This window comes from Streptomyces sp. NPDC058000 (assembly GCF_042886435.1).
Lineage (GTDB): Bacteria > Actinomycetota > Actinomycetes > Streptomycetales > Streptomycetaceae > Streptomyces.
The window spans coordinates 62278-80768 of sequence record NZ_JBHVQS010000009.1; the positions used below are offsets into that span (position 1 = coordinate 62278).

Consider the following 18491-nt stretch of genomic DNA (forward strand, 5'->3'; position numbering starts at 1 on the left):
GAGCCCTTCACAACGCGGCGGTCACCGTTGATGCCGTGCGAACCCGTGAGCCCCGTCCCGCGGTGCGGCCGGTGTGCGGGTGACCGCGAGCAGCGCCAGGTCATCGGTGATGCGGCCAGCGGTGTGGCGGTTCACCTCGGTGAGAAGGACGTCGAGCAGCGCATCCGGTTCGGAAAACTCGACCCCGGTCAGCCCGGCTACGGGGTCGTAGAAGTCCCCGGCACGGTTCCGCGCCTCGTTCAAACCATCGGTGTACAGCAGGAGAGTGGCCCCTGAAGGGAAGGGCACCGTGTCGGTCCGGTCCTGGTCGGCGCCGAGCTCCGCCAGTCCCAGGGGAAGGGCCGGCTCGGACGGTTCCGCGCTGTGCACCTGGCCGGCGTGCAGCAGCAGCGGCGCCGGGTGGCCTCGGTTGAGCAGCCGCAGTTCATCGTCGCAGGGCGGGATCTCGACGAGAACGCTGGTCACGAAACCCTCGGTACGCTCGGGCCCCGACCGCCGCGCCCGCTCCCGCAGCAGTGCCCGCTCCAGCCTGGCTGCGACCCCGACGAGCGTGGGTTCCTCCTCGGCGGCCTCCCGGAACGCCCCCATGGCCACGGCCACCACCTTGACCGCGTCCAGGCCCTTGCCCCGTACATCGCCCACCAGGCAGCGCACGCCGTACGGAGTGTCCTGCGCGCTGTACAAGTCGCCACCGATCTGTGCGTCCTTCACAGCTGCCTGGTAGCGCACCGCGATCCTGAGCGGCCCGATCGAGGCCGGTGGCTGCGGCAGTACGGCGCGCTGGGCGGCGAGGGCGATTCTGCGGGCAGACTGCAACCGCAGGTAGCTGTAGTGCATGAGGCGATTGACGACGACGGCAAGGGCCGAGACGGTTACGACCGCAGCCAGCTCGCTCCACCCACCGGAATCCCCTATTAGGCCGAAGTGCGTGAGCAGCGCGATATCGGTGACACAGGCTCCGATGCCCGCCAGGACGGTCGCACGCAGTGACAGCAGGGCGGCAGCCGTCATCGGCGCGGCCGTGTAGAAGGCTTCCGCACTCACATGCGGAGGAGTGAAGTAGTCGACGAGGGCACCCCCGACGAGCAGGACGACGGGGAGCAGCTGAAGGTGGCGCAGACACCAGCGTCCGAGGGTGCCGCGCGCCGCGCTCGGCGCCCTCACGTCCCCGCTCCCGCTCCCGCTCTGTCGCGCTCTCCCACACCTCAAGCATCCTCGGGCCGGATGGTGGCTGCCAGTCGTGGAACGAGCGTGGGGGTACGTGCGGCATCACCGTATGGGTACGTGCGGTAGCGGAGGAGAGGGGAGAGGGGAGAGGGGGAGAGAGGGAGAGTGGGGGAGGAGGCGCGGACCGTGGCGTGGGTGAACCGACCAGGATCGGCATGCCGGTCGTAGACGATCTCGGTGATGTGAAGTGAAGTGGAGTGGAGTGGGGTCGTCCGTGCGGGGCAGTGCCGCAATGGTCATTGCGGGATGGCGGCGGGTGCGGCACGGCCCGATCTCCGTGACGGAGGCAGTACGGTCCCGGCCGCCCTCCCGCACGACGACGTCATCGTCATCGTCACGACAACGCCATCGTCAGGCGGCGGCCGCATGCGGGAGTGCCTGCCCCTGCCGGCCGGGGAGGGGCACGCGGCCGGCAAGGGGGCATGCGTCAGGCTGTGCCGGAGCTCTTCTGGAAGTCGGCGTTGAATGCCTTTTCGATGCCATTGATGACCGCGGAATCGCCGACGATGAGGCCGAGTTCGCGGTTGTGGTTGAGGGAGTTGTCGGAGAAGTTCTCCGAGCCGGCGAACACCTTCGCGGCGGACGTACCGTAGTCGGCGACGATCGCTTTGGCGTGGATGTAGAAGCCCGTGGAGCTTGTGTAGGTGGTCACCTTGCCGCCGGCAGCGGTGACTTTCTTCAGCTGCTTGCTGTACTTCGAGGACTGGTTCTCCGCGACGACGCGCACGGTGACGCCGCGCTTGGCGTCCGCGACGACCGCATTCACCAGCGCGGAGTCACCGAACTCCTCCTGCTGGATATCGAGGGTGTGCTTAGCCCCCTTGACCAGGGCCAGCAGATGGCTTTGCGAGTCGGTGGGCGACCAGACCAGGTCGGTGCCGTCGGACGGGGTGACGGAGGTCTTCGCGTAGTCGGCGTTGAAGACCTTCTCGATTGCCGTGACATCGGCTTTGTCGGAGTCGAAGACGCCGTAGTCACGCGAGGTCGAATAGTATTTCGTGTCGAAGTTTCCGGTGCTGATGTACGACGTGGTGCCGTCGACGGTGATGGTCTTCTGGTGGGTGTACACGTACGCCGAGGAGGAGTACGTCACCCCGGCGCCGGCCGCGGACAGCGCCTTGTAGGCGGCGCCGTCGATGGCGGAGTGCTGGGAGTCGAAGACCACACGGACCTTCACGCCCGCCTTTTGCTTCTTCACCAGGGCGTTGACGAGGGTGGTGTCGCGCAACTCATAGATCGTCACGTCGACCGACTTCTTCGCGGAATTGACGAAGTCGTAGATCGCGCCTTCCTTCTGGTCCGGAAGGATCACCAGGGAGAGGGTGCTTTTGGCGTGGGCGGTGGCGGGAACGAGGGCACCTACGACGGCCAAGGCGCCTGCGGCCAGGGCGGGTACGAGACGGCGGGTGGGGCTCACCGGGACTCTCCTGACGTAGTGGGGGAACCACGCAACGCGCGTAGCGCACCCCAGTAAGACACAGCCCCGAAGCGCGCTGAAGCCCAGTTGAGTGAACAGAAGGGCAGCGTTGTGCAAAGCGTCACTCCACTCGAATGCCAATCAACTCACACAAAAATCCGGACAGTTAAAGATCGCTTGACCTCGGTGATAGTGCTTGGTGCGAGGGTCCGGCCTATCGCCAATCCAGGGGCGGTCCACGATCGTTTGCCGACGAGGCCGATCGCCGCAGAACGGAATGCACCAAGTCCCTTGAGCGCGGTCGTGGCGTACGGCGTCGAGGTGGGCGCCAGTGTCAATGGCCCTCCCCGAAACGGTTTCTGGTTCTGTCGCCTGCTCGCCGTCGAAGCCGTCGTCCCGAGCACCGCAAGCCGAAGCCGTCGGGATGGGTCCCCGTCCACGCCGGCGGAGCCTCCCCGTTCGCGCTTCACCGAGACTTCATCGGCATTTCAGCGCCTCCCACGAGGCTTGGGAAACCACATCCAACAACCAGTCGCGCATCCGCGTCCTCGACGCGTATCCATGGGTGCGCGCACGTAATGAGTGAACGGGGCCCCGATGGACGATCTGTTGCACAAGCTGGTTTCTGGGGCCATAACCGCCGGGCTTATTGCCCTGGTGGGTGCCCTGAGCGTGGCCGCACGCAGGCGGCGGGCCGCCCGAGAAGAGGCCGCCGCGCAAGCGTCGGTCGAGGCGCAGCCGAACTCTTCGGCGTCAGATCCCACAGGCGGACGACAGGCGCGCTGAGCTGACCGCTCAGCGGCGGTAGGCAGCAGGCGGTAGGCGGTAGGTGGTCGGAAGCAGACCGCAGACCGCAGACCGCAGACCGCAAATGGCAGATGGCGGGCGGCAGTAAGGCACGCGACCTGGTCCGGGCCGGGCTTTGGCTCGGCCGGGCTCGGTCCGGGCCGGCCGTCAGGCGCAGCAGGAGGCGCAGAGTCGTTGCGTACCTGTCACGACCTTGATGCCGAAACGTCGAGGCGAACGCGCTCGTCGTCGCTAGTTTGGGCTCGCTACGGGTCCCCAAGGAAAGGTGTGTTCATGGCCAAGCTGATGGTCCTGCTCATCGGCATCGCCGTGATCTTCTCGGTGATCGCCTTCAAGGGCGGCAATCCGTTCGTGGGCGTCCTGTTCGCCGTGGTGGCGGCCGCCCCGGTCATCTACCTCGGGTACGCCGTGGCGAGCCGGGGCAAGGCCGGCGGCGCGCAGCACCTGCCGCCGCAACAGCGCAGGCAGCGGACGCTGCTCCGGCGGGCGACCGCGCTGGTCATGGTGATGGCGGTCGGCTACGGCGTCTACTGGGTGATGTTCCAGCCGAAGGCCAACGACAAGGCGCTCAGTCGCGTCTCCGACTTCGAGACCGGCTGCGGCGCCGGCATCGCCCGCAAGTACTTCCCGCAGGCGGCCGACCACACCGGCGCGGGCCCGCATCCGATCGCGATGTTCAGCATCAGCGAGTCCGGCTCCTCCCGCCAGGTCTTCCCGACCTCCGGCACGGCGGACTACTGGAGCGGAAACACCCTTGACCCGCACCGGGTCCAGCTCATCGCCTGCCTGGACTCTCCCGACGAGGGCGAGTTCCTGACCGACTGCAAGTTCACCACGGACACCATCAAGCTGTACCGCGGCGTGTACGACGTCACCGTGTACGAGGCCAGGACGGGCAAGCAGGTCGGCAGCGAGCAGTTGCGCGGCTCCGGGAAGCCCAACTGCCCGGGGATGGTCTACCTCAAGAGGGGCACCGACAAGCTCCACACCGAGCCGGAATTCGCCGACTACCAGGCCGTGTTGCGCAAGTACGTCGACAACTAGACCCGGAAGCCCGGTAAACCCGGTAGACCCGGAAACCCGGTAAACCCGTGGATCGCTCCCTGGTCCACGCCCCGGGAGGGTTCCTCGGACGGTTGCCGTGTCGAGCGGAGTGCCGCAGGCGTCCGCCCGGCGGCACTCTCCGCGTCCAGCTGGTCGACGCCGACGTCGGGAGGGTCAGCCGAGGTTGGTGAGGGGGAGCAGGCCGCGCTCGGCGAAGACCTTCTTGGCGACGAGCGTGGCGTTGATCGACCGTGGCATACCGCAGTAGACGGCAGAGTGCAGCAGGGCCTCGGTGATCTCGGTAGGGGTGAGGCCAACGTTGAGTGCCGCGTTGATGTGAACGTCAAGCTCGATTTCGCAGCCCCCGAGGGCGGAGAGGACCCCCAAGGTGACCAACTGCCGTTCACGAGGGGCAAGTTCGGGCCGGGAGTACATGTCGCCGAATGCCCACGCCACCACCTGGTGGCCCAACTCCGGCGAAGTGTCTGCGAGTGAGTCGACGATGCGTTGTCCCGCTTCGCCGTCAACCTGCTCCAGCACCTTCATGCCGTACGCGTAGCGCTCTTCGCGGTTCATGGATTCTCCTCAGGGCCAGGTGGTCGTCGTCGCTCCGGTCGGCCGGTGCGATGTCTCCAGCCTGGCCTGAAAGCCGTCCGAATCTGCTCTGTGGGCATTACTGGCTATACTTCCCATGCCTGGGAGGTATGGATGGAGCTACGGCTACTCGGCTATGTGGTCGCGATCGCGGAAGAGGGCAGCATCAGCGGCGCGGCGCGACGGCTGCATCTGACGCAGCCCACACTCAGCCGCCAACTGCGCGAAATGGAACGGCAGTTGGGCGTCAAGCTGTTCATCAGAGAAGGACGCGGGCTGACGCCGACGCAGGCCGGACAGGTGCTGGTGCGGCGTGCGGTCACCGTGCTCGCCGAGGCGGAGGCCGCGCTGAACGATGTGCGGCTGGCCGCGCAGGGGATGACCGGACGACTGACCGTGACCTTCGCCGGTTCGGGCATCAACGGGCCGCTCGGTGGCGCGCTGAGCCGGGTGCGGCGTGAGCTTCCCCGCGTGGACCTCCAACTGGAGGAGAGTTTCAACGACGCCGAGATGTCGACCGGTGTGCTGGAGGGCCGTTTCGACCTCGCGGTCCAACGCCTCCCGATGCGCGATGCCCGGCTGTCCACCCAGGTCTGGTGGCGTGAACCGCTCACCCTGTTCCTACCCGCCGGCCATCCGCTGGCCTACCCCTCCGAACCCGCCCCGCTCGCGGCACTGGGCCAGATCCCCCTGGTCATCTGGCCCCGGGAGGTATCGCCCCGGTCCTACGACGAGATCATCGCGCTCTGCCACGGCGCCGGCATCGTGCCGCGGATCAGCGCAGAGGGACGCAGCGTGCAGACCCTCCTGGCCCTGGTCGCGGCCAAGTTCGGCGCCGCGGTGCTCGCCGACTCGCACCGTGCACTGCGCCGCGTCGGCGTGACCCCCCGGCCACTGGCCGATACCTCGACCACCCTGCACCTGGTCTGGCGGGCCGACGACACCAACCCGCTCATCGAGCGGCTCCGCAGCGTCCTCACCGACGCTCTGGGCAGTACGTGACACGTAGTCGCTCAGCCGGAACACGACCCCGGAACACGACCCCGGAGTATGTCCCGGAAGTACGTCACGTGCCGCAGTTCAGTGACCTTTCAGTGACCTTCGTCGACTTCGCGGCGGACGGACCGGCCCTCGCCCCACGCACCGGGGCAGTCCCAGTCGGCCAAGGGCCATCATTGACCTGAACGCCTGAGGGGATCTGCCCGGAAGAGTGGAGTGGAACGTGACACGCATAGTGGTCATTGGCGGCGGGATCGCCGGTACGGCGACCGCGATGGCCCTGCACAAGGCAGGATTCGACGTCACCGTGCACGAGGCGCACCCCGACACGGCCGAGGACATCGGGGCGTTCCTGACCTTGGCGAGCAACGGTATGCGCGCCTTGGCGCAGCTCGACGCCTCGGATGCGGTCACCGCGATCGGCTTCCCGTTGCGCTCGATGCGGGTCCTCGACGACCAGGGCAACGAGGCGGCGCACGTGCCGCTGGGAGAGGCCGACGACGTACTCCTGCGGTACCGGTGCCTGCGCCGGGGCGAGTTGAACGCCGCGTTGCAGGCCGAGGCGATCCGCCGGGGCATCAGGTTCACGCACGGAACGCGGTTGGTGTCCGTTGAGGACGGCCCGGATCAGGTGACCGCGCGTTTCGCCGACGGCAGCGTCGCGACCGGCGATCTACTCATCGGCGCGGACGGCCTGAACTCGACCATCCGGCGATCGATCGCCCCCGGCACCGAGCCCGTCTACGCGGGACAGTGCGTCTTCTACGGCTACACACGCAGCACCCCGGTGGCGGAGGACACGGGCCACATCACCATGGTGCGGGGCAGCACCGCCGCCTTCGGCTACGCCCTTTCGCCGGACCGGGAGACCTACTGGTTCGCCCGCGTCAGCGGTCGGGTCATCTCCGCCGACGAGTTCGCGCACCCCACGCCCTCCCGCTGGCGCGAGCAACTCGTCCAGTTGCTGGGCAAGGACGCCACCCCCGCGGCGGACATCGTCGCGGCCTCCACCGACGACATCATGGCCACCAACGCCACCGAACTACCGGCCGGCACCCCCTGGCGCTCCGGCCGGACGCTGATCATCGGTGACGCCGCACACGCGGCATCCCCAGCGACGGGCCAGGGCGCCTCGATGGCGTTGGAGGACGCCGTCATCCTCGCCAAGTCCCTGCGGGACACGCCCGACCTGGACAGCGCATTCTCTCTCTACGAGGCGCACCGCCGCCCACGCGTGGAGCACAACACCACCGTCAGCGGGCAGATCTCCCGCGGCACCCGCACCCCGCCGCGCACCGGCCGGGGACCCTCCCCCCAGCGCCCCGGTGACGACACCCTGGTCCCTCAACTGGCATGGGACATCGATCTGCGCACCGTGTCCGGCAGCGCGGACTGAGGGTGCCCGGGCGACGGGCCGGTCGGCCCGATGAGGCCGGTGGTGGCGCCGTGCGGGATGGCGGCGTCGTCACTCGGCGAGGCTGTCAGCCCGCGGGGAGGGGTGGGTCGAGCAGGTGAGGGCCGTTGTTGCGGACGTTGTTGACCGCGGCGCCGACGGCCCGGGTGTTGAGGTTCCCGTTCGCGGGAGTGGTCAGCAGGGCCCGGAGTTCGTCGCTGTCGTGGTGCGCGGGGTCCAGCCAGGCGTCGTAGTGGTCCGGCGCGATGGCCAGGGGCATACGGGGGTGGATGCGGCCGGCGGCGTCGGTGGCCTCGGTGGTGATGATGGTGCAGGTCGCCCACCACGCCGCAGGATCGTCGTCCGACGCCACGCCGGGGTCGCGCCAGAACTCGTACAGGCCCGCCAGCGCCATCACCTGCCCGTCCTCGGGGCTGATGAAGTACGGCTGCTTCCGAGGCTTCGCCCCCTCGTGGGCCGGGATGGCCTGCCACTCGTAGAAGCCGTCCGCCGGCAGCACACAGCGCCGCTTGGCGAATGCGCGGCGGTAGGCCGGCTTCTCGTGCACCGTCTCCACCCGTGCATTGATCATCTTCGAGCCGACGCTCAGGCTCTTCGCCCAGGACGGCACCAACCCCCACCGCAGCGCCCGCAACTGCCGCTCCACAGCCCCCGTATCGCGATCCAGGCGCTCCAGCACGGTCCACACTTCATCGGTCGGCGCCACGTTCCAACTCGGAGCGATGATGTCCGCCGGATCCCACTGGGTGATGTGGAAGAGGCCGGTCAGGTCCTGTGGGTTGCGGGTGGCAACGAATCGACCGCACATGGCCTCACCTTGCCATGCACAAGGCGTTTGGCGCGGACGACTCTTCGCCCGTAGGGCAACGTGGGGAACGTCGACCGCCGAGGACTTCGTAAAGGCAATCGCCGCAGGTGCAGGGTCGGCCGGCGGCCGGTGCCCGGTCCGCCGGCTGCTTACGGCGGCCTGGGGGGAGTTCTTCCCTCCCCCCACCCCCTGCTGTCAGACCCGCGCCCTAGACTCGTTTTGACAGGGCCCGTCCCGGGAGGAACGGGGCTCGTCCCGGGGGAACGGAGTGGGGTGGGTGTCCATGAGCGGGGAGTGGATCGCAGGAGGGCTGCCGCCGGTGGCGGCGGCGCGTACGGCCGAGGCACGGCGGCGGGGCACCTGGTCCTCGGCACTGTCGACGGGCGAGTTCGCCGCGATCAGATCCGTGGGCTTCGAACCGGTCGGGCAGGTCCTGGGCACGGCCGTGTACCACGTGGCCGGCAGCGGGATCTCCCGGCGCTACTACGACTGCGGCTACCGGTCCGCCCGTTGGTCCGGGCGCGGCGCGGAGCCCGCACCGGTCGCCGTCTCCGGACAGGGCGCCGCCTCCAAGTCGCTGGTCGATGTGCTGCTGGCGGCCCGGCATGCGGCGCTCGCGCGGATGACGGCGGAGTGCACCGTACTGGGCGGCGACGGCGTGGTCGCCGCCGACCTCACCATGGCGCCGTTCCCGTCCTCTCCGAACTGCTTCGAATTCCAGGTGATAGGCACCGCCGTACGGGCCCAGGGGGAGGTGCGGCCGAAGCGTCCGTTCACCACGCATCTGGACGGTCAGGGTTTCGCCAAGCTGATCGCCGCGGGCTGGGTGCCGGTCGAGCTTCTGGTGGGGCTCGCCATCGGCACCCGCCACGATGACTGGACGACACGGCGGCAGAACTGGATCGGGGCCGGCAATCAGGAGGTCACCGGCTGGAGCAATCTGGTCGCGGCGACCCGCCATGACGCTCGCGAACGGATCGGCGAGCAGGCGTGGCACACCGGAGCGGACGGCGTGGTGCTGGGCGACAGTCGGCTGCGGATATGGGAGGAGAGCTGCGTCAGAGCGCGCAGCGGCAACAACGACTCCGACCAGAAGGACCATGTCGCCGAGGCCACCTTGGTCGGCACCGCGGTGGCCGGGTTCACCGTGCGCCAGGAGCCGCCGCGCACGCTGACCATGATGTCGTTGGATCCCAACCGGCGCCGTGCGCGTTCCACGTGACGTACCGCTGCATGCAGCCCATCACCGCCCGTCCGTCATCACCAGGCACTTCCACGAGGGGAACCGCTCATGACCGCCACCGACCCGACAGCCCAGGGCGTACCGGCCGATGCCATGCGGCGGCTGGCCGATCTCCAGCCGGGCAAGCCGGGGTCGCTCTTCACCAGTGACCTGTCGGTCAACGAGTTCCTGCTCGTGCGCGAGGCGGGGTTCCGCCCTCTCGGCCTCGTACTGGGCAGTTCCATCTACCACGTGGGCATCCAGCTGGGCCGCTGGGGGAAGAACCAAGAGCTCACCACGTTGAGCCAGGCCATGTACCACGCCCGGGAGCTGGCCATGACGCGGATGGAGGCCGAGGCGGCGCAGCTCGGTGCGGACGGCATCGTGGGCGTACGGCTCTCGGTCGAGGCACGGGAGTTCGGCAGCGACATCGCCGAGTTCATCGCCATCGGCACCGCGGTCAAGGCCGACGCGCCCGCGCCCGGCGGCAACGGCAGCTGGCGCAACGCCAAGGGAGCGCCGTTCACCTCGGACCTGAGCGGACAGGACTTCTGGACCCTGGTCCGTGCCGGGTACGCCCCGCTGGGCATGGTGATGGGCACCTGCGTCTACCACATCGCCCACCAGAAGATCGGTTCGATGTTCTCCAACATCGGCAAGAACGTGGAGATCGAACCGTTCACCCAGGCCCTGTACGACGCGCGGGAGCTGGCCATGGAGCGGATGCAGCGGGAGGCGGAGGAACTGCACGCAGAGGGCATCGTCGGCGTCCAGCTCAACTCGCACAACCACCGCTGGGGCGGGCACACCACGGAGTTCTTCGCCATCGGCACGGCCGTGCGGCCGCTGCGCGACGACCATGTCATCGAGCGTCCGACGATGGTGCTGAGCCTGGACGGCTGAAGCACGCTCAAGCACGCACCTCTGATGCCCCCGGACCGCAACGAAAGGCCGCCACGCCGATGTCCTCCCACCACCCCGTGCCGTCCGAGCCCGGCGACGATCCCGCCTCCGTCGAACTCCTCGCCGCCGCACTGCGCCGGGACGCCGCCGATCTTGAGGTGTACGCCCAGGTGCTCACCGGGACGCTGGCGGACGCGCTGCCGCCGGGATCGGTGGCGGTCGAGCGCAAGCGCGGCATGGCCGACCGGCTGGCCGGCCGGGAAGGCAGGGTGGCCCGGCTGGACGTCTCGCTGGGCGAGCAGCGGCTGGTGCTCAACCTCTCCGGCGGCCGGCCGAGCGGCGAAGTCTGCAAGGAGGTGCGGGGTGTGATCCTGTCCCGGCGCCCGGTGGCCCTGGACGAGTGGGTGCGGGAGCTGGCGGAGGCCATCGCCGCCCGCGCCGAGTCCGACGCCCGGGCCCGGGCAGCGTTGGAGAGGCTGCTCCTCGGCGGCTGACCCCAGGCACTCGTTCGGTCGGGCCTGCAACGCGGTGTCCGGCCCTCAACGTTCATGCTTTCCCGGCTGCGGTGCGTCGCGGGCACCAGCGTGAGCGGCCCCGGGGGAATGCCGTGTCCAGGCGGGCTTCACCGGTGGCTCGCCCGCCCCCGCAGGCGCGGGCTGCTGCGAAGGCAAGAGGGCAGGCAGGGGGGAAGGCAGGGGGGAAGGCAGGAGGAGCGCGGGCAGGAGAGCCGCGCCCGTGAGAGCAGCCATGATGAGCATGGGCATCCCCACTGCGGCCACGGCGGCCACTGCGTCCGTCTGATGCGTACCAGCGGCAGCCACTGCGGGTGGCACGACGCCGGCGACCATCGCGATGCCGAGCGTGGAACCGATGTTGTTGGCGGTCTGTTTGAGGCCACCGACGGCTCCGGCGTAGTGCGCGGGGGCGTCGCCGACGGTGGTACTGGTGGCGGTGACCATGACGGCCGCGAAGCCGGCCCCGATGGAGGTGAAGCCCACCGGGCCCACCCACCCGCTGGAGGGACTCAGGGCGGAGAGGACGGCGATACCGAGCGCTGTCAGGAACACACCGACCACGGTGGTGCGGCGCGCCCCGATGCGGCTCAACGCGGCGCCCGCGAGAGGGGCACCCACGAGCATGGCCCCGGTGAGCGGGAGCGCGCGGAGGCCGCTGGCGAGGGGATCGAGACCCAGTTGGCCCTGGAAGTAGAAGGTGGCCGCGAACAGGGTGCCGAAGACTCCCGCCGCCGTGAGCAGCAGCACCGTGGTGGAGGCGACCACGGTCCTGGACCGGGTCACCGCGCGGGGCACGATCGGATGGCCTGCGCGCCGTTCGTGGAGCACCACCGCGACGGCGACGCTCGCGGTCGCGGTGCAGCCCAGCAGGGTGGACGGGGCCGTCCAACCGCGGGAGGGGCCCTCGGTGAGCGTCGCGACCAACGCGGCGAGCGCCAGCGCGAGCAGCACCGCACCCGTCAGGTCCAACTGCCCCTCCTCCCTTCGGCGTGTGACGGGCGGGATGCGCGCCGCGCGGCACAGCGCGACGGTGCCGAGCGCGAGGGGGACGTTCACCAGGAACACCGAGCGCCAGCCCAACTGCGCTACGAGAGCCCCTCCGAGGACCGGGCCGAGCGCCGAGGCGAGGCCGATGGCGGCGGTACGGACGGCTACCGGCCGGGCGAGCCGGTCCGCCGGGTAGGTCATGCGCAGCAGCGCGAGCGTGGCCGGCTGGAGCAGCGCGGCGAAGGTGCCCTGGAGGGCGCGCAGGCCGATCACCCATCCGATGGAGGGGGCGACGGCAATGCCCGCCGAGGCCGCCGCGAAGCCCAGTAACCCGGTGATGAGCGTGCGTTGGTGTCCGTAGCGGTCGCCCAGGCGTCCGGCGACGACGAGGAGTGCGGCGACCGCAACCAGGTAGGCGGTGCTGGCCCACTGAACCTGCGTCATGCTCGCCGCCAACTCGCGCTTCAGACGGGGTTGCGCAGTCATCAGCACGGTGCCGTCCAACGCGACGACACATGCCCCGGCGACGCTGGCTGCCAGCGCGAGACGGGGGCGTGCGGGGGCGGTCATCGTGGGGCCGGCCCGAGGTGCGCGTCCAGTGCCGCGCCGACGAGCTCGGCGAGGCGGTCCGGGTCCCTTGGTGGGGCGTCCAGCATCAGCGGGAGGCTGCCCCACGTCCACAGCTGGGCGATGCCGTGCACGTTCGACCACAGCGCGGCGGTGATCACGGCAGGCTCACTGCCTTCGCCGACGCGGTCGACGGCATCGTGTGCCTGGTGCCGGGCGACCAACGCGACGAGCCCCCGGAACAACGGCAGTGTCGTTTCCCGCAGTTGAGGCTGGTCTGTTGCCTGCCCCGCACTGTCGAGCAGGTCGTGACGGAACATCAGCTCGAACATGCCGCGGTTCTCGACGGCGAAGGTCACATAGGCCGTCGCGAGGGCTGCCAGCCGTTCGCGCGGTGTGGCCGGACCTTGGACGGCGGCGTCGAACCGGGCCTGTAGTTCGGCGTAGCCGCGTCGGGCGATGGCGCTGAGCAGCGAGTGGTGGGTGGGAAAGTACCGGCGCGGCGCCCCGTGCGAGACGCCGGCCCTGCGGGCGATCTCCCGCAGTCCGAGCGCGGCGCTCCCCTGGGCGGTCACCAGTTCCACGCCGACGTCGACCAAGCGCTCGCGTAGGGAGTCGGATTCGGATTCCATAGACACTGTCTACCACGAGGGGTAGACAGTGTCTATCGCGAGAGGTGGGAAGTGTCTGCCGCGCGGGGGTGGGCGGTTCGGCGCTTATCGCGCGCGTCGTGGAGTTGCTCGTCGCCGCACCCCAGCGAGGAGTCGCGTGCATTACTTGGTCACCGCCCGCGCCCACGCCCGCGCGTACGGCTCGGCCCGGCCGGAGCCGCGGAAGGGGCGTCCGCCCCGGGTGCGCTGCGCACTGCCGAGGGCGCGCCACAACGCGGAGCGTCCGCGAGGGGGCTGGGGAGCGTGCGGTCGGTCAGCCGGCCTCGTCGGGTACGGGTGCGGCGGCATCGCGACCCAGGGTGGGGATGTCTGCCGGGAAGAGGCTGACCAGGAGGCCATACGGTTCGCCGCGGGAGCTGTCGATCGTGTGCGGCTCGGCGGCCTGTTCGCGCAGCCGGGCGGCCAGTGCGTGGGCCTCGTCGGAGGAGAGCCAGAGATGGCGCAGCACGGTGTGCTCCGCCTGGCCGGGGCGGGCGGGCAGCATCTCGCCGAGCGCGGCATTGATCAGGAACTGGGGGCCGCCCTGGACGTCTTCGTCGAAGGTGAAGGCGTGGCTCACCAGCGCGAAGTACTGCTCCGTGCCGCCGCGCACGTGCCGGGTTTCCGACAGGCGGACGAGGCCGGCCTCACGCAGTACCCGCACGTGGTAGCCGATCGTCCCCTTGGCCAAGCCCAGCGCCGTGGACAGCTGGCGCAGCGTGGCCGGCCGCTGGCGCAGTGCGTTGACCATGCGGTGGCGGACGGGATGCCCGAGTGCCTTGAACTGATCGGGCGAGCTGAGCACCAGGGGCTCGGGCTGGGCATCTGACATGCACGCAAGTGTCCATAATCCTCGACGCTTTGACAAGCGACTCGGATGGCCAGCAGAATCCCCGCAGTCAAGTGTTGATGATTCTCGACGCTTTCTTTGTCTGGAAGGACTCGCATGCCCCTATCGACGGCCCTGGTCGCCACCGACCGCCCTGGCCGCTACCTCAAGCAACTCCTCTCCCACCTGGGCCACAAGGCCACCACCCAGCTCACCGGCGACGGCCGGGGAACCGTCCGACTCGGCACCGGGACCTGCGTGCTCCGTGCCACGCCTGACGGGCTGAGCCTGATCGCCACCGCCGCAGACACCGATGCGCTGGCCCACGTCCAGGACGTGATCGCCCGCCACCTCGTACGCTTCGCCACCCAGGAGGACCTGAGTGTCGACTGGATCGAGCCTGTGATGGGAGGGGACCTGACAGTCCTCGACCCGGTGGCGGACGACTATCTACTGGCCCACTGCACCCCGCCCGACGAGGTGCTCCAGGAACTGGCCGTCACGACGCGGGAAGCCACCGGGAACGCGTCCACGATGCAGGTCTCGCACGACGAGGGGGCGCTACTGACGATGCTGACCCGCCTGGTGAACGCCCGGTTCGCCGTGGAGGTCGGCACCTTCACCGGCTACTCGGCCCTCTGCATCGCACGGGGCCTGGCCGACGACGGCCGGCTGCTCACCTGCGACGTCAGCGACGAGTGGACTTCGGTCGGCCGCCCGGCCTGGGAACGGGCCGGTCTGGCCGACCGGATCGAGTTGAAGCTCGGTCCGGCCATCGACACCCTGCGGGCTCTGCCGAAGGAGCCGGTCATCGACATCGCCTTCATCGATGCGGACAAGGCGAACTACCCCGCCTACTACGAAGAGATCATCCAGCGGATGCGCCCGGGCGGCCTGGCCGTGCTGGACAACGTCTTCCTCGGCGGTCGGGTCTTCGACCCCGCCTACCAGGAGGAACACCATGTCGCGATGCGCAGGCTGAACGACTTGATCGTCGGCGACGAGCGAGTGGAGTCGGTGATGCTGCCGGTGCGGGACGGGGTGACGCTGGCGCGCAAACGATGAACGACCACCGACGTGCGAGCACCGACGTGCGAGCACCGACGTGTGAGTGCCCCACCGCACGCCCGGGTGGTGACGCGTCCATGCGATGACGAGCCGCCGGTGATCAATGGGGGAGCAGGGGAGTGAGGAAGTGAGGGGGCTCGGGCCGGCTCAGGTGCAGTCGGGGCACAGGCCCCGGTAGGTCACCTCGACGCCGGAGACGGTGAAGCCGAACCGCTCGGAGGCGGGCAGATCGGCCAGGGGGTCCCCGCCGGGGCGGACGTCGCGAATGGCGCCGCAGCGCGAGCACACCAGGTGATGGTGCGGACGGTGTGCGTTCGGGTCGTAGCGTTTGGCGCGGCCGTCGGTGGTCACCTCGATCACCTCGCCGAGCGAGACGAGCTCACCGAGGGTGTTGTAGACGGTCGCCCGGGCGATCTCCGGCAGCCGGGCGGCGGCACGCGCGAGCACCTCGTCCGCGGTGAGGTGGACGTGCTCGCCGTCGAGAACCTCGGCGACGACCCGGCGTTGGGCGGTCATCCGCCAGCCGCGTCGGCGAAGCCGTTCCAGCAGGTCACTCATGGTCACCAGCCTCACATTGCAACGTCTGGCGAAAGAATTCGTACGGATCTGGTCGCCATATTGACTTGGATCCGGTCCATCGTAGGATCGGTTCCGGTGGTAGCCAAGGGACGAGACAATCGCAGGGAAAAGCACGTGACGGTTCACCAGAGGGATCCGCTCACCACCGAATCCTGTTGCGCCGGTCGCGGACAGTCACAACCGCGAGCCGGCAAGCTTCGGCGGCCCGAGCGCATCGTCCACGCGTGGGGCGCCGGCGCCTGGACGGTTACCACTTCGGCGTCGAGGCGATCGCCTCCGGGGTTGCGGTCACGTAGGCCATGTCTGCCACCAAGCCTCGTAGGGGCCCGCCACCCGCTCGCCGCGGCCGGACCCATCCGCCGCATCGAACCGGCTGGCGTCCAACCGGCCGGCATCGAACCGGCCGCGACGGCGTCGATCGCGCGGTCGGCGCGGCCCCTGCCCGACCGCACCCGACGACAACGGTTTCCCGGTCGACGAGACCGTTGACGAGACCAAGGTCGTCCAACTGGGCTCTGCGCCCCGAATGTTCCCGACTGTTCCACTGCCGGCGGTTGCTGAGCACGGTGATCCGCCTCATCCGGAAGGGTTCCCATGTCTGAGATCAATGACGCACAGGCCGTAGACGCCACGACGGAGGGCGCAGGCGGCTGCCCGGTCGCTCACGGGCGCGCCGCGCACCCGACGCAGGGCGGTGGAAACCGCCAGTGGTGGCCGGAGCGGCTCAACCTGAAGATCCTCGCCAAGAACCCGGCGGTGGCGAACCCCCTCGGTGCGGAGTTCGACTACGCCGACGCGTTCAAGAGCCTGGACCTCGCGGCCGTGAAGCGGGACATCGCCGAGGTGCTGACCACTTCGCAGGACTGGTGGCCCGCAGACTTCGGCAACTACGGCCCGCTCATGATCCGGATGGCCTGGCACAGCGCCGGTACGTACCGGATCAGCGACGGCCGCGGTGGCGCCGGTGCCGGTCAGCAGCGCTTCGCGCCGCTCAACAGCTGGCCGGACAACGCCAGCCTCGACAAGGCCCGCCGTCTGCTGTGGCCGGTCAAGAAGAAGTACGGCAAGAACATCTCCTGGGCCGACCTGATGGTCCTCACCGGCAACGTCGCGCTGGAGACGATGGGCTTCAAGACCTTCGGCTTCGCCGGTGGCCGTGCGGACGTGTGGGAGCCGGAGGAGGACGTCTACTGGGGTCCCGAGAACACCTGGCTCGGCGACGAGCGCTACACCGGTGACCGCGAGCTGGAGAACCCGCTCGGCGCGGTCCAGATGGGCCTCATCTACGTCAACCCCGAGGGGCCCAACGGCAACCCGGACCCGATCGCCGCGGCCCGCGACATCCGTGAGACGTTCCGCCGCATGGCGATGAACGACGAGGAGACCGTCGCCCTGATCGCCGGTGGCCACACCTTCGGCAAGACCCACGGCGCCGGCCCGGCGGACAACGTCGGCCCGGACCCCGAGGGCGCCCCGATGGAGCAGATGGGCCTCGGCTGGCAGAGCTCGTACGGCACCGGAGCGGGCGCCGACGCGATCACCAGTGGTCTGGAGGTCACCTGGACCAGCACCCCGACCCAGTGGGGCAACGACTTCTTCAAGCACCTCTTCGAGTACGAGTACGAGCTGACCCAGAGCCCGGCCGGCGCCAACCAGTGGGTGGCCAAGGACGCCGAGGCGATCATCCCCGACGCGCACGACTCGTCGAAGAAGCGCCTCCCGACGATGCTCACCACCGACCTCTCGCTGCGCTTCGACCCGATCTACGAGCCGATCTCCCGGCGCTTCTACGAGAACCCGGAGGAGTTCGCGGACGCCTTCGCCCGTGCCTGGTACAAGCTGACGCACCGTGACATGGGCCCGGTCGTACGCTACTTGGGCCCGGAGGTCCCCTCCGAGGTGCTGCTGTGGCAGGACCCGCTGCCGGCGCGCACCGGTGAGCTGATCGACGCCGCGGACATCGCCTCCCTCAAGGAGCAGGTCCTCGGCTCCGGCCTCACGGTCTCCCAGCTGGTCTCGACCGCCTGGGCCTCGGCCTCCTCCTTCCGCGGCAGTGACAAGCGCGGCGGTGCCAACGGCGCCCGCGTCCGCCTGGAGCCGCAGCGCAACTGGGAGGTCAACAACCCGGACGAGCTGGGGCAGGTGCTGCGCACGCTTGAAGGCATCCAGGGGTCCTTCAACTCCGCGGGTGGCAAGCAGGTCTCGCTGGCCGACCTGATCGTGCTCGCGGGCAGCGCGGCCGTCGAGAAGGCGGCGAAGGACGGCGGCTTCGACGTCGAGGTGCCGTTCACGCCGGGCCGCGTGGACGCCGCCCAGGACCAGACGGACGTCGAGTCGTTCGACGCGCTGGAGCCGGCCGCGGACGGCTTCCGCAACTACGTCGGCAAGGGCAACCGCCTGCCGGCCGAGTACCTGCTGCTCGACAAGGCGAACCTGCTGACGCTGAGCGCCCCCGAGATGACCGTCCTCGTCGGCGGTCTGCGCGTCCTGGGCGCCAACCACGGGCAGTCCAAGCAAGGGGTCCTCACCGACAACCCGGGCACGCTGACGAACGACTACTTCGCCAACCTGCTCGACCTGGGCACGACGTGGAAGTCGACGTCCTCGGCGCAGGACGAGTTCGAGGGCCGTGACGCGAGCGGTGCGGTCAAGTGGACCGGTACCCGCGCTGACCTGGTCTTCGGCTCGAACTCCGAGCTGCGTGCCGTCGCGGAGGTCTACGCGAGCGACGACGCGAAGGAGAAGTTCGTGCGCGACTTCGTCGGGGCGTGGGACAAGGTGATGAACCTCGACCGGTTCGACCTCGTCTGATCACCCGGTCACGTCCAGGTCGGCCGATGCGGGCCGACCTGGACGTTGCC

Annotated in this window: 16 protein-coding genes; 8 read left to right on the forward strand and 8 right to left on the reverse strand. The window is 69.4% G+C overall.

Translation table 11 applies throughout. From position 1 onward, the window contains the following. Positions 1 to 21: 21 nt before the first annotated feature. Together ACFVT2_RS12065 and ACFVT2_RS12070 are read right to left on the reverse strand one after the other, a co-directional pair. Positions 22 to 1164 (reverse strand): PP2C family protein-serine/threonine phosphatase, encoded by a 1143-nt coding sequence (locus ACFVT2_RS12065; protein ID WP_390015597.1) that lies wholly within the window; start codon positions 1162 to 1164, stop codon positions 22 to 24. Positions 1165 to 1654: 490 nt separating this feature from the next. Continuing rightward, positions 1655 to 2644 carry a phosphatidylserine/phosphatidylglycerophosphate/cardiolipin synthase family protein gene (locus ACFVT2_RS12070; RefSeq protein ID WP_390015600.1) on the reverse strand — a complete coding sequence of 330 codons (990 nt, stop codon included), beginning with the start codon at positions 2642 to 2644 and terminating at the stop codon, positions 1655 to 1657. 1080 nt (positions 2645 to 3724) lie between these two features. On the opposite strand from ACFVT2_RS12070, the gene ACFVT2_RS12075 reads away from it, so the two are divergent. Beyond that, entirely contained in the window at positions 3725 to 4495 is a 771-nt protein-coding gene (locus tag ACFVT2_RS12075; RefSeq protein ID WP_390015603.1) for a hypothetical protein, read from the forward strand. 174 nt (positions 4496 to 4669) lie between these two features. Here the strand turns inward: ACFVT2_RS12075 and ACFVT2_RS12080 are convergent, their stop codons facing one another. Further along, entirely contained in the window at positions 4670 to 5071 is a 402-nt protein-coding gene (locus ACFVT2_RS12080; RefSeq protein ID WP_390015605.1) for a carboxymuconolactone decarboxylase family protein, read from the reverse strand. 132 nt (positions 5072 to 5203) lie between these two features. Between ACFVT2_RS12080 and ACFVT2_RS12085 the strand changes: the two genes are divergently transcribed. Together ACFVT2_RS12085 and ACFVT2_RS12090 are read left to right on the forward strand one after the other, a co-directional pair. Continuing rightward, positions 5204 to 6091 carry a LysR family transcriptional regulator gene (locus tag ACFVT2_RS12085; RefSeq protein WP_390015608.1) on the forward strand — a complete coding sequence of 296 codons (888 nt, stop codon included), beginning with the start codon at positions 5204 to 5206 and terminating at the stop codon, positions 6089 to 6091. 220 nt (positions 6092 to 6311) lie between these two features. Then, complete coding sequence (locus tag ACFVT2_RS12090) at positions 6312 to 7484, forward strand: FAD-dependent oxidoreductase (protein ID WP_390015610.1); 1173 nt, start codon at positions 6312 to 6314, stop codon at positions 7482 to 7484. A gap of 85 nt (positions 7485 to 7569) precedes the next feature. On the opposite strand, the gene ACFVT2_RS12095 is transcribed toward ACFVT2_RS12090, so the two are convergent. After that, positions 7570 to 8310 carry an SOS response-associated peptidase gene (locus tag ACFVT2_RS12095; RefSeq protein WP_390015613.1) on the reverse strand — a complete coding sequence of 247 codons (741 nt, stop codon included), beginning with the start codon at positions 8308 to 8310 and terminating at the stop codon, positions 7570 to 7572. A gap of 283 nt (positions 8311 to 8593) precedes the next feature. Between ACFVT2_RS12095 and ACFVT2_RS12100 the strand changes: the two genes are divergently transcribed. The 3 genes from ACFVT2_RS12100 (at position 8594) to ACFVT2_RS12110 (ending at position 10929) form a co-directional block, all read left to right on the forward strand. Next, a complete protein-coding gene (locus ACFVT2_RS12100; protein WP_390015616.1) occupies positions 8594 to 9532 on the forward strand; it encodes a heavy metal-binding domain-containing protein in 939 nt (312 codons plus the stop codon). 69 nt (positions 9533 to 9601) lie between these two features. Next, the gene (locus tag ACFVT2_RS12105; protein ID WP_390015618.1) at positions 9602 to 10435 is read left to right on the forward strand and encodes a heavy metal-binding domain-containing protein; all 834 of its coding nucleotides are present in this window, start codon (positions 9602 to 9604) and stop codon (positions 10433 to 10435) included. Between the two features lie 59 nt (positions 10436 to 10494). After that, positions 10495 to 10929 (forward strand): hypothetical protein, encoded by a 435-nt coding sequence (locus ACFVT2_RS12110; RefSeq protein WP_390015621.1) that lies wholly within the window; start codon positions 10495 to 10497, stop codon positions 10927 to 10929. Positions 10930 to 10974: 45 nt separating this feature from the next. Here the strand turns inward: ACFVT2_RS12110 and ACFVT2_RS12115 are convergent, their stop codons facing one another. From ACFVT2_RS12115 to ACFVT2_RS12125, 3 genes are all read right to left on the reverse strand, one after another. Beyond that, complete coding sequence (locus tag ACFVT2_RS12115) at positions 10975 to 12507, reverse strand: MFS transporter (RefSeq protein ID WP_390015624.1); 1533 nt, start codon at positions 12505 to 12507, stop codon at positions 10975 to 10977. Beyond that, positions 12504 to 13136: a TetR/AcrR family transcriptional regulator gene (locus ACFVT2_RS12120; RefSeq protein WP_390015626.1), complete on the reverse strand. Its 633-nt coding sequence runs from the start codon at positions 13134 to 13136 to the stop codon at positions 12504 to 12506. The genes ACFVT2_RS12115 and ACFVT2_RS12120 overlap by 4 nt, the downstream gene beginning before the upstream one ends. A gap of 292 nt (positions 13137 to 13428) precedes the next feature. Continuing rightward, positions 13429 to 13986, reverse strand: coding sequence for an ArsR/SmtB family transcription factor (locus ACFVT2_RS12125; protein WP_390015629.1), 558 nt, complete (start codon positions 13984 to 13986; stop codon positions 13429 to 13431). A gap of 114 nt (positions 13987 to 14100) precedes the next feature. Here ACFVT2_RS12125 and ACFVT2_RS12130 point away from each other — a divergent pair, with 114 nt between their 5' ends. Continuing rightward, the gene (locus ACFVT2_RS12130; protein WP_390015632.1) at positions 14101 to 15048 is read left to right on the forward strand and encodes a DUF2218 domain-containing protein; all 948 of its coding nucleotides are present in this window, start codon (positions 14101 to 14103) and stop codon (positions 15046 to 15048) included. Between the two features lie 150 nt (positions 15049 to 15198). Here the strand turns inward: ACFVT2_RS12130 and ACFVT2_RS12135 are convergent, their stop codons facing one another. Then, positions 15199 to 15609 (reverse strand): Fur family transcriptional regulator, encoded by a 411-nt coding sequence (locus tag ACFVT2_RS12135; protein ID WP_390015634.1) that lies wholly within the window; start codon positions 15607 to 15609, stop codon positions 15199 to 15201. A 615-nt stretch (positions 15610 to 16224) separates the two neighbouring features. Between ACFVT2_RS12135 and katG the strand changes: the two genes are divergently transcribed. Beyond that, positions 16225 to 18441, forward strand: coding sequence for a catalase/peroxidase HPI (katG, locus tag ACFVT2_RS12140; RefSeq protein WP_390015637.1), 2217 nt, complete (start codon positions 16225 to 16227; stop codon positions 18439 to 18441). The last annotated feature ends 50 nt before the right edge of the window (positions 18442 to 18491 follow it).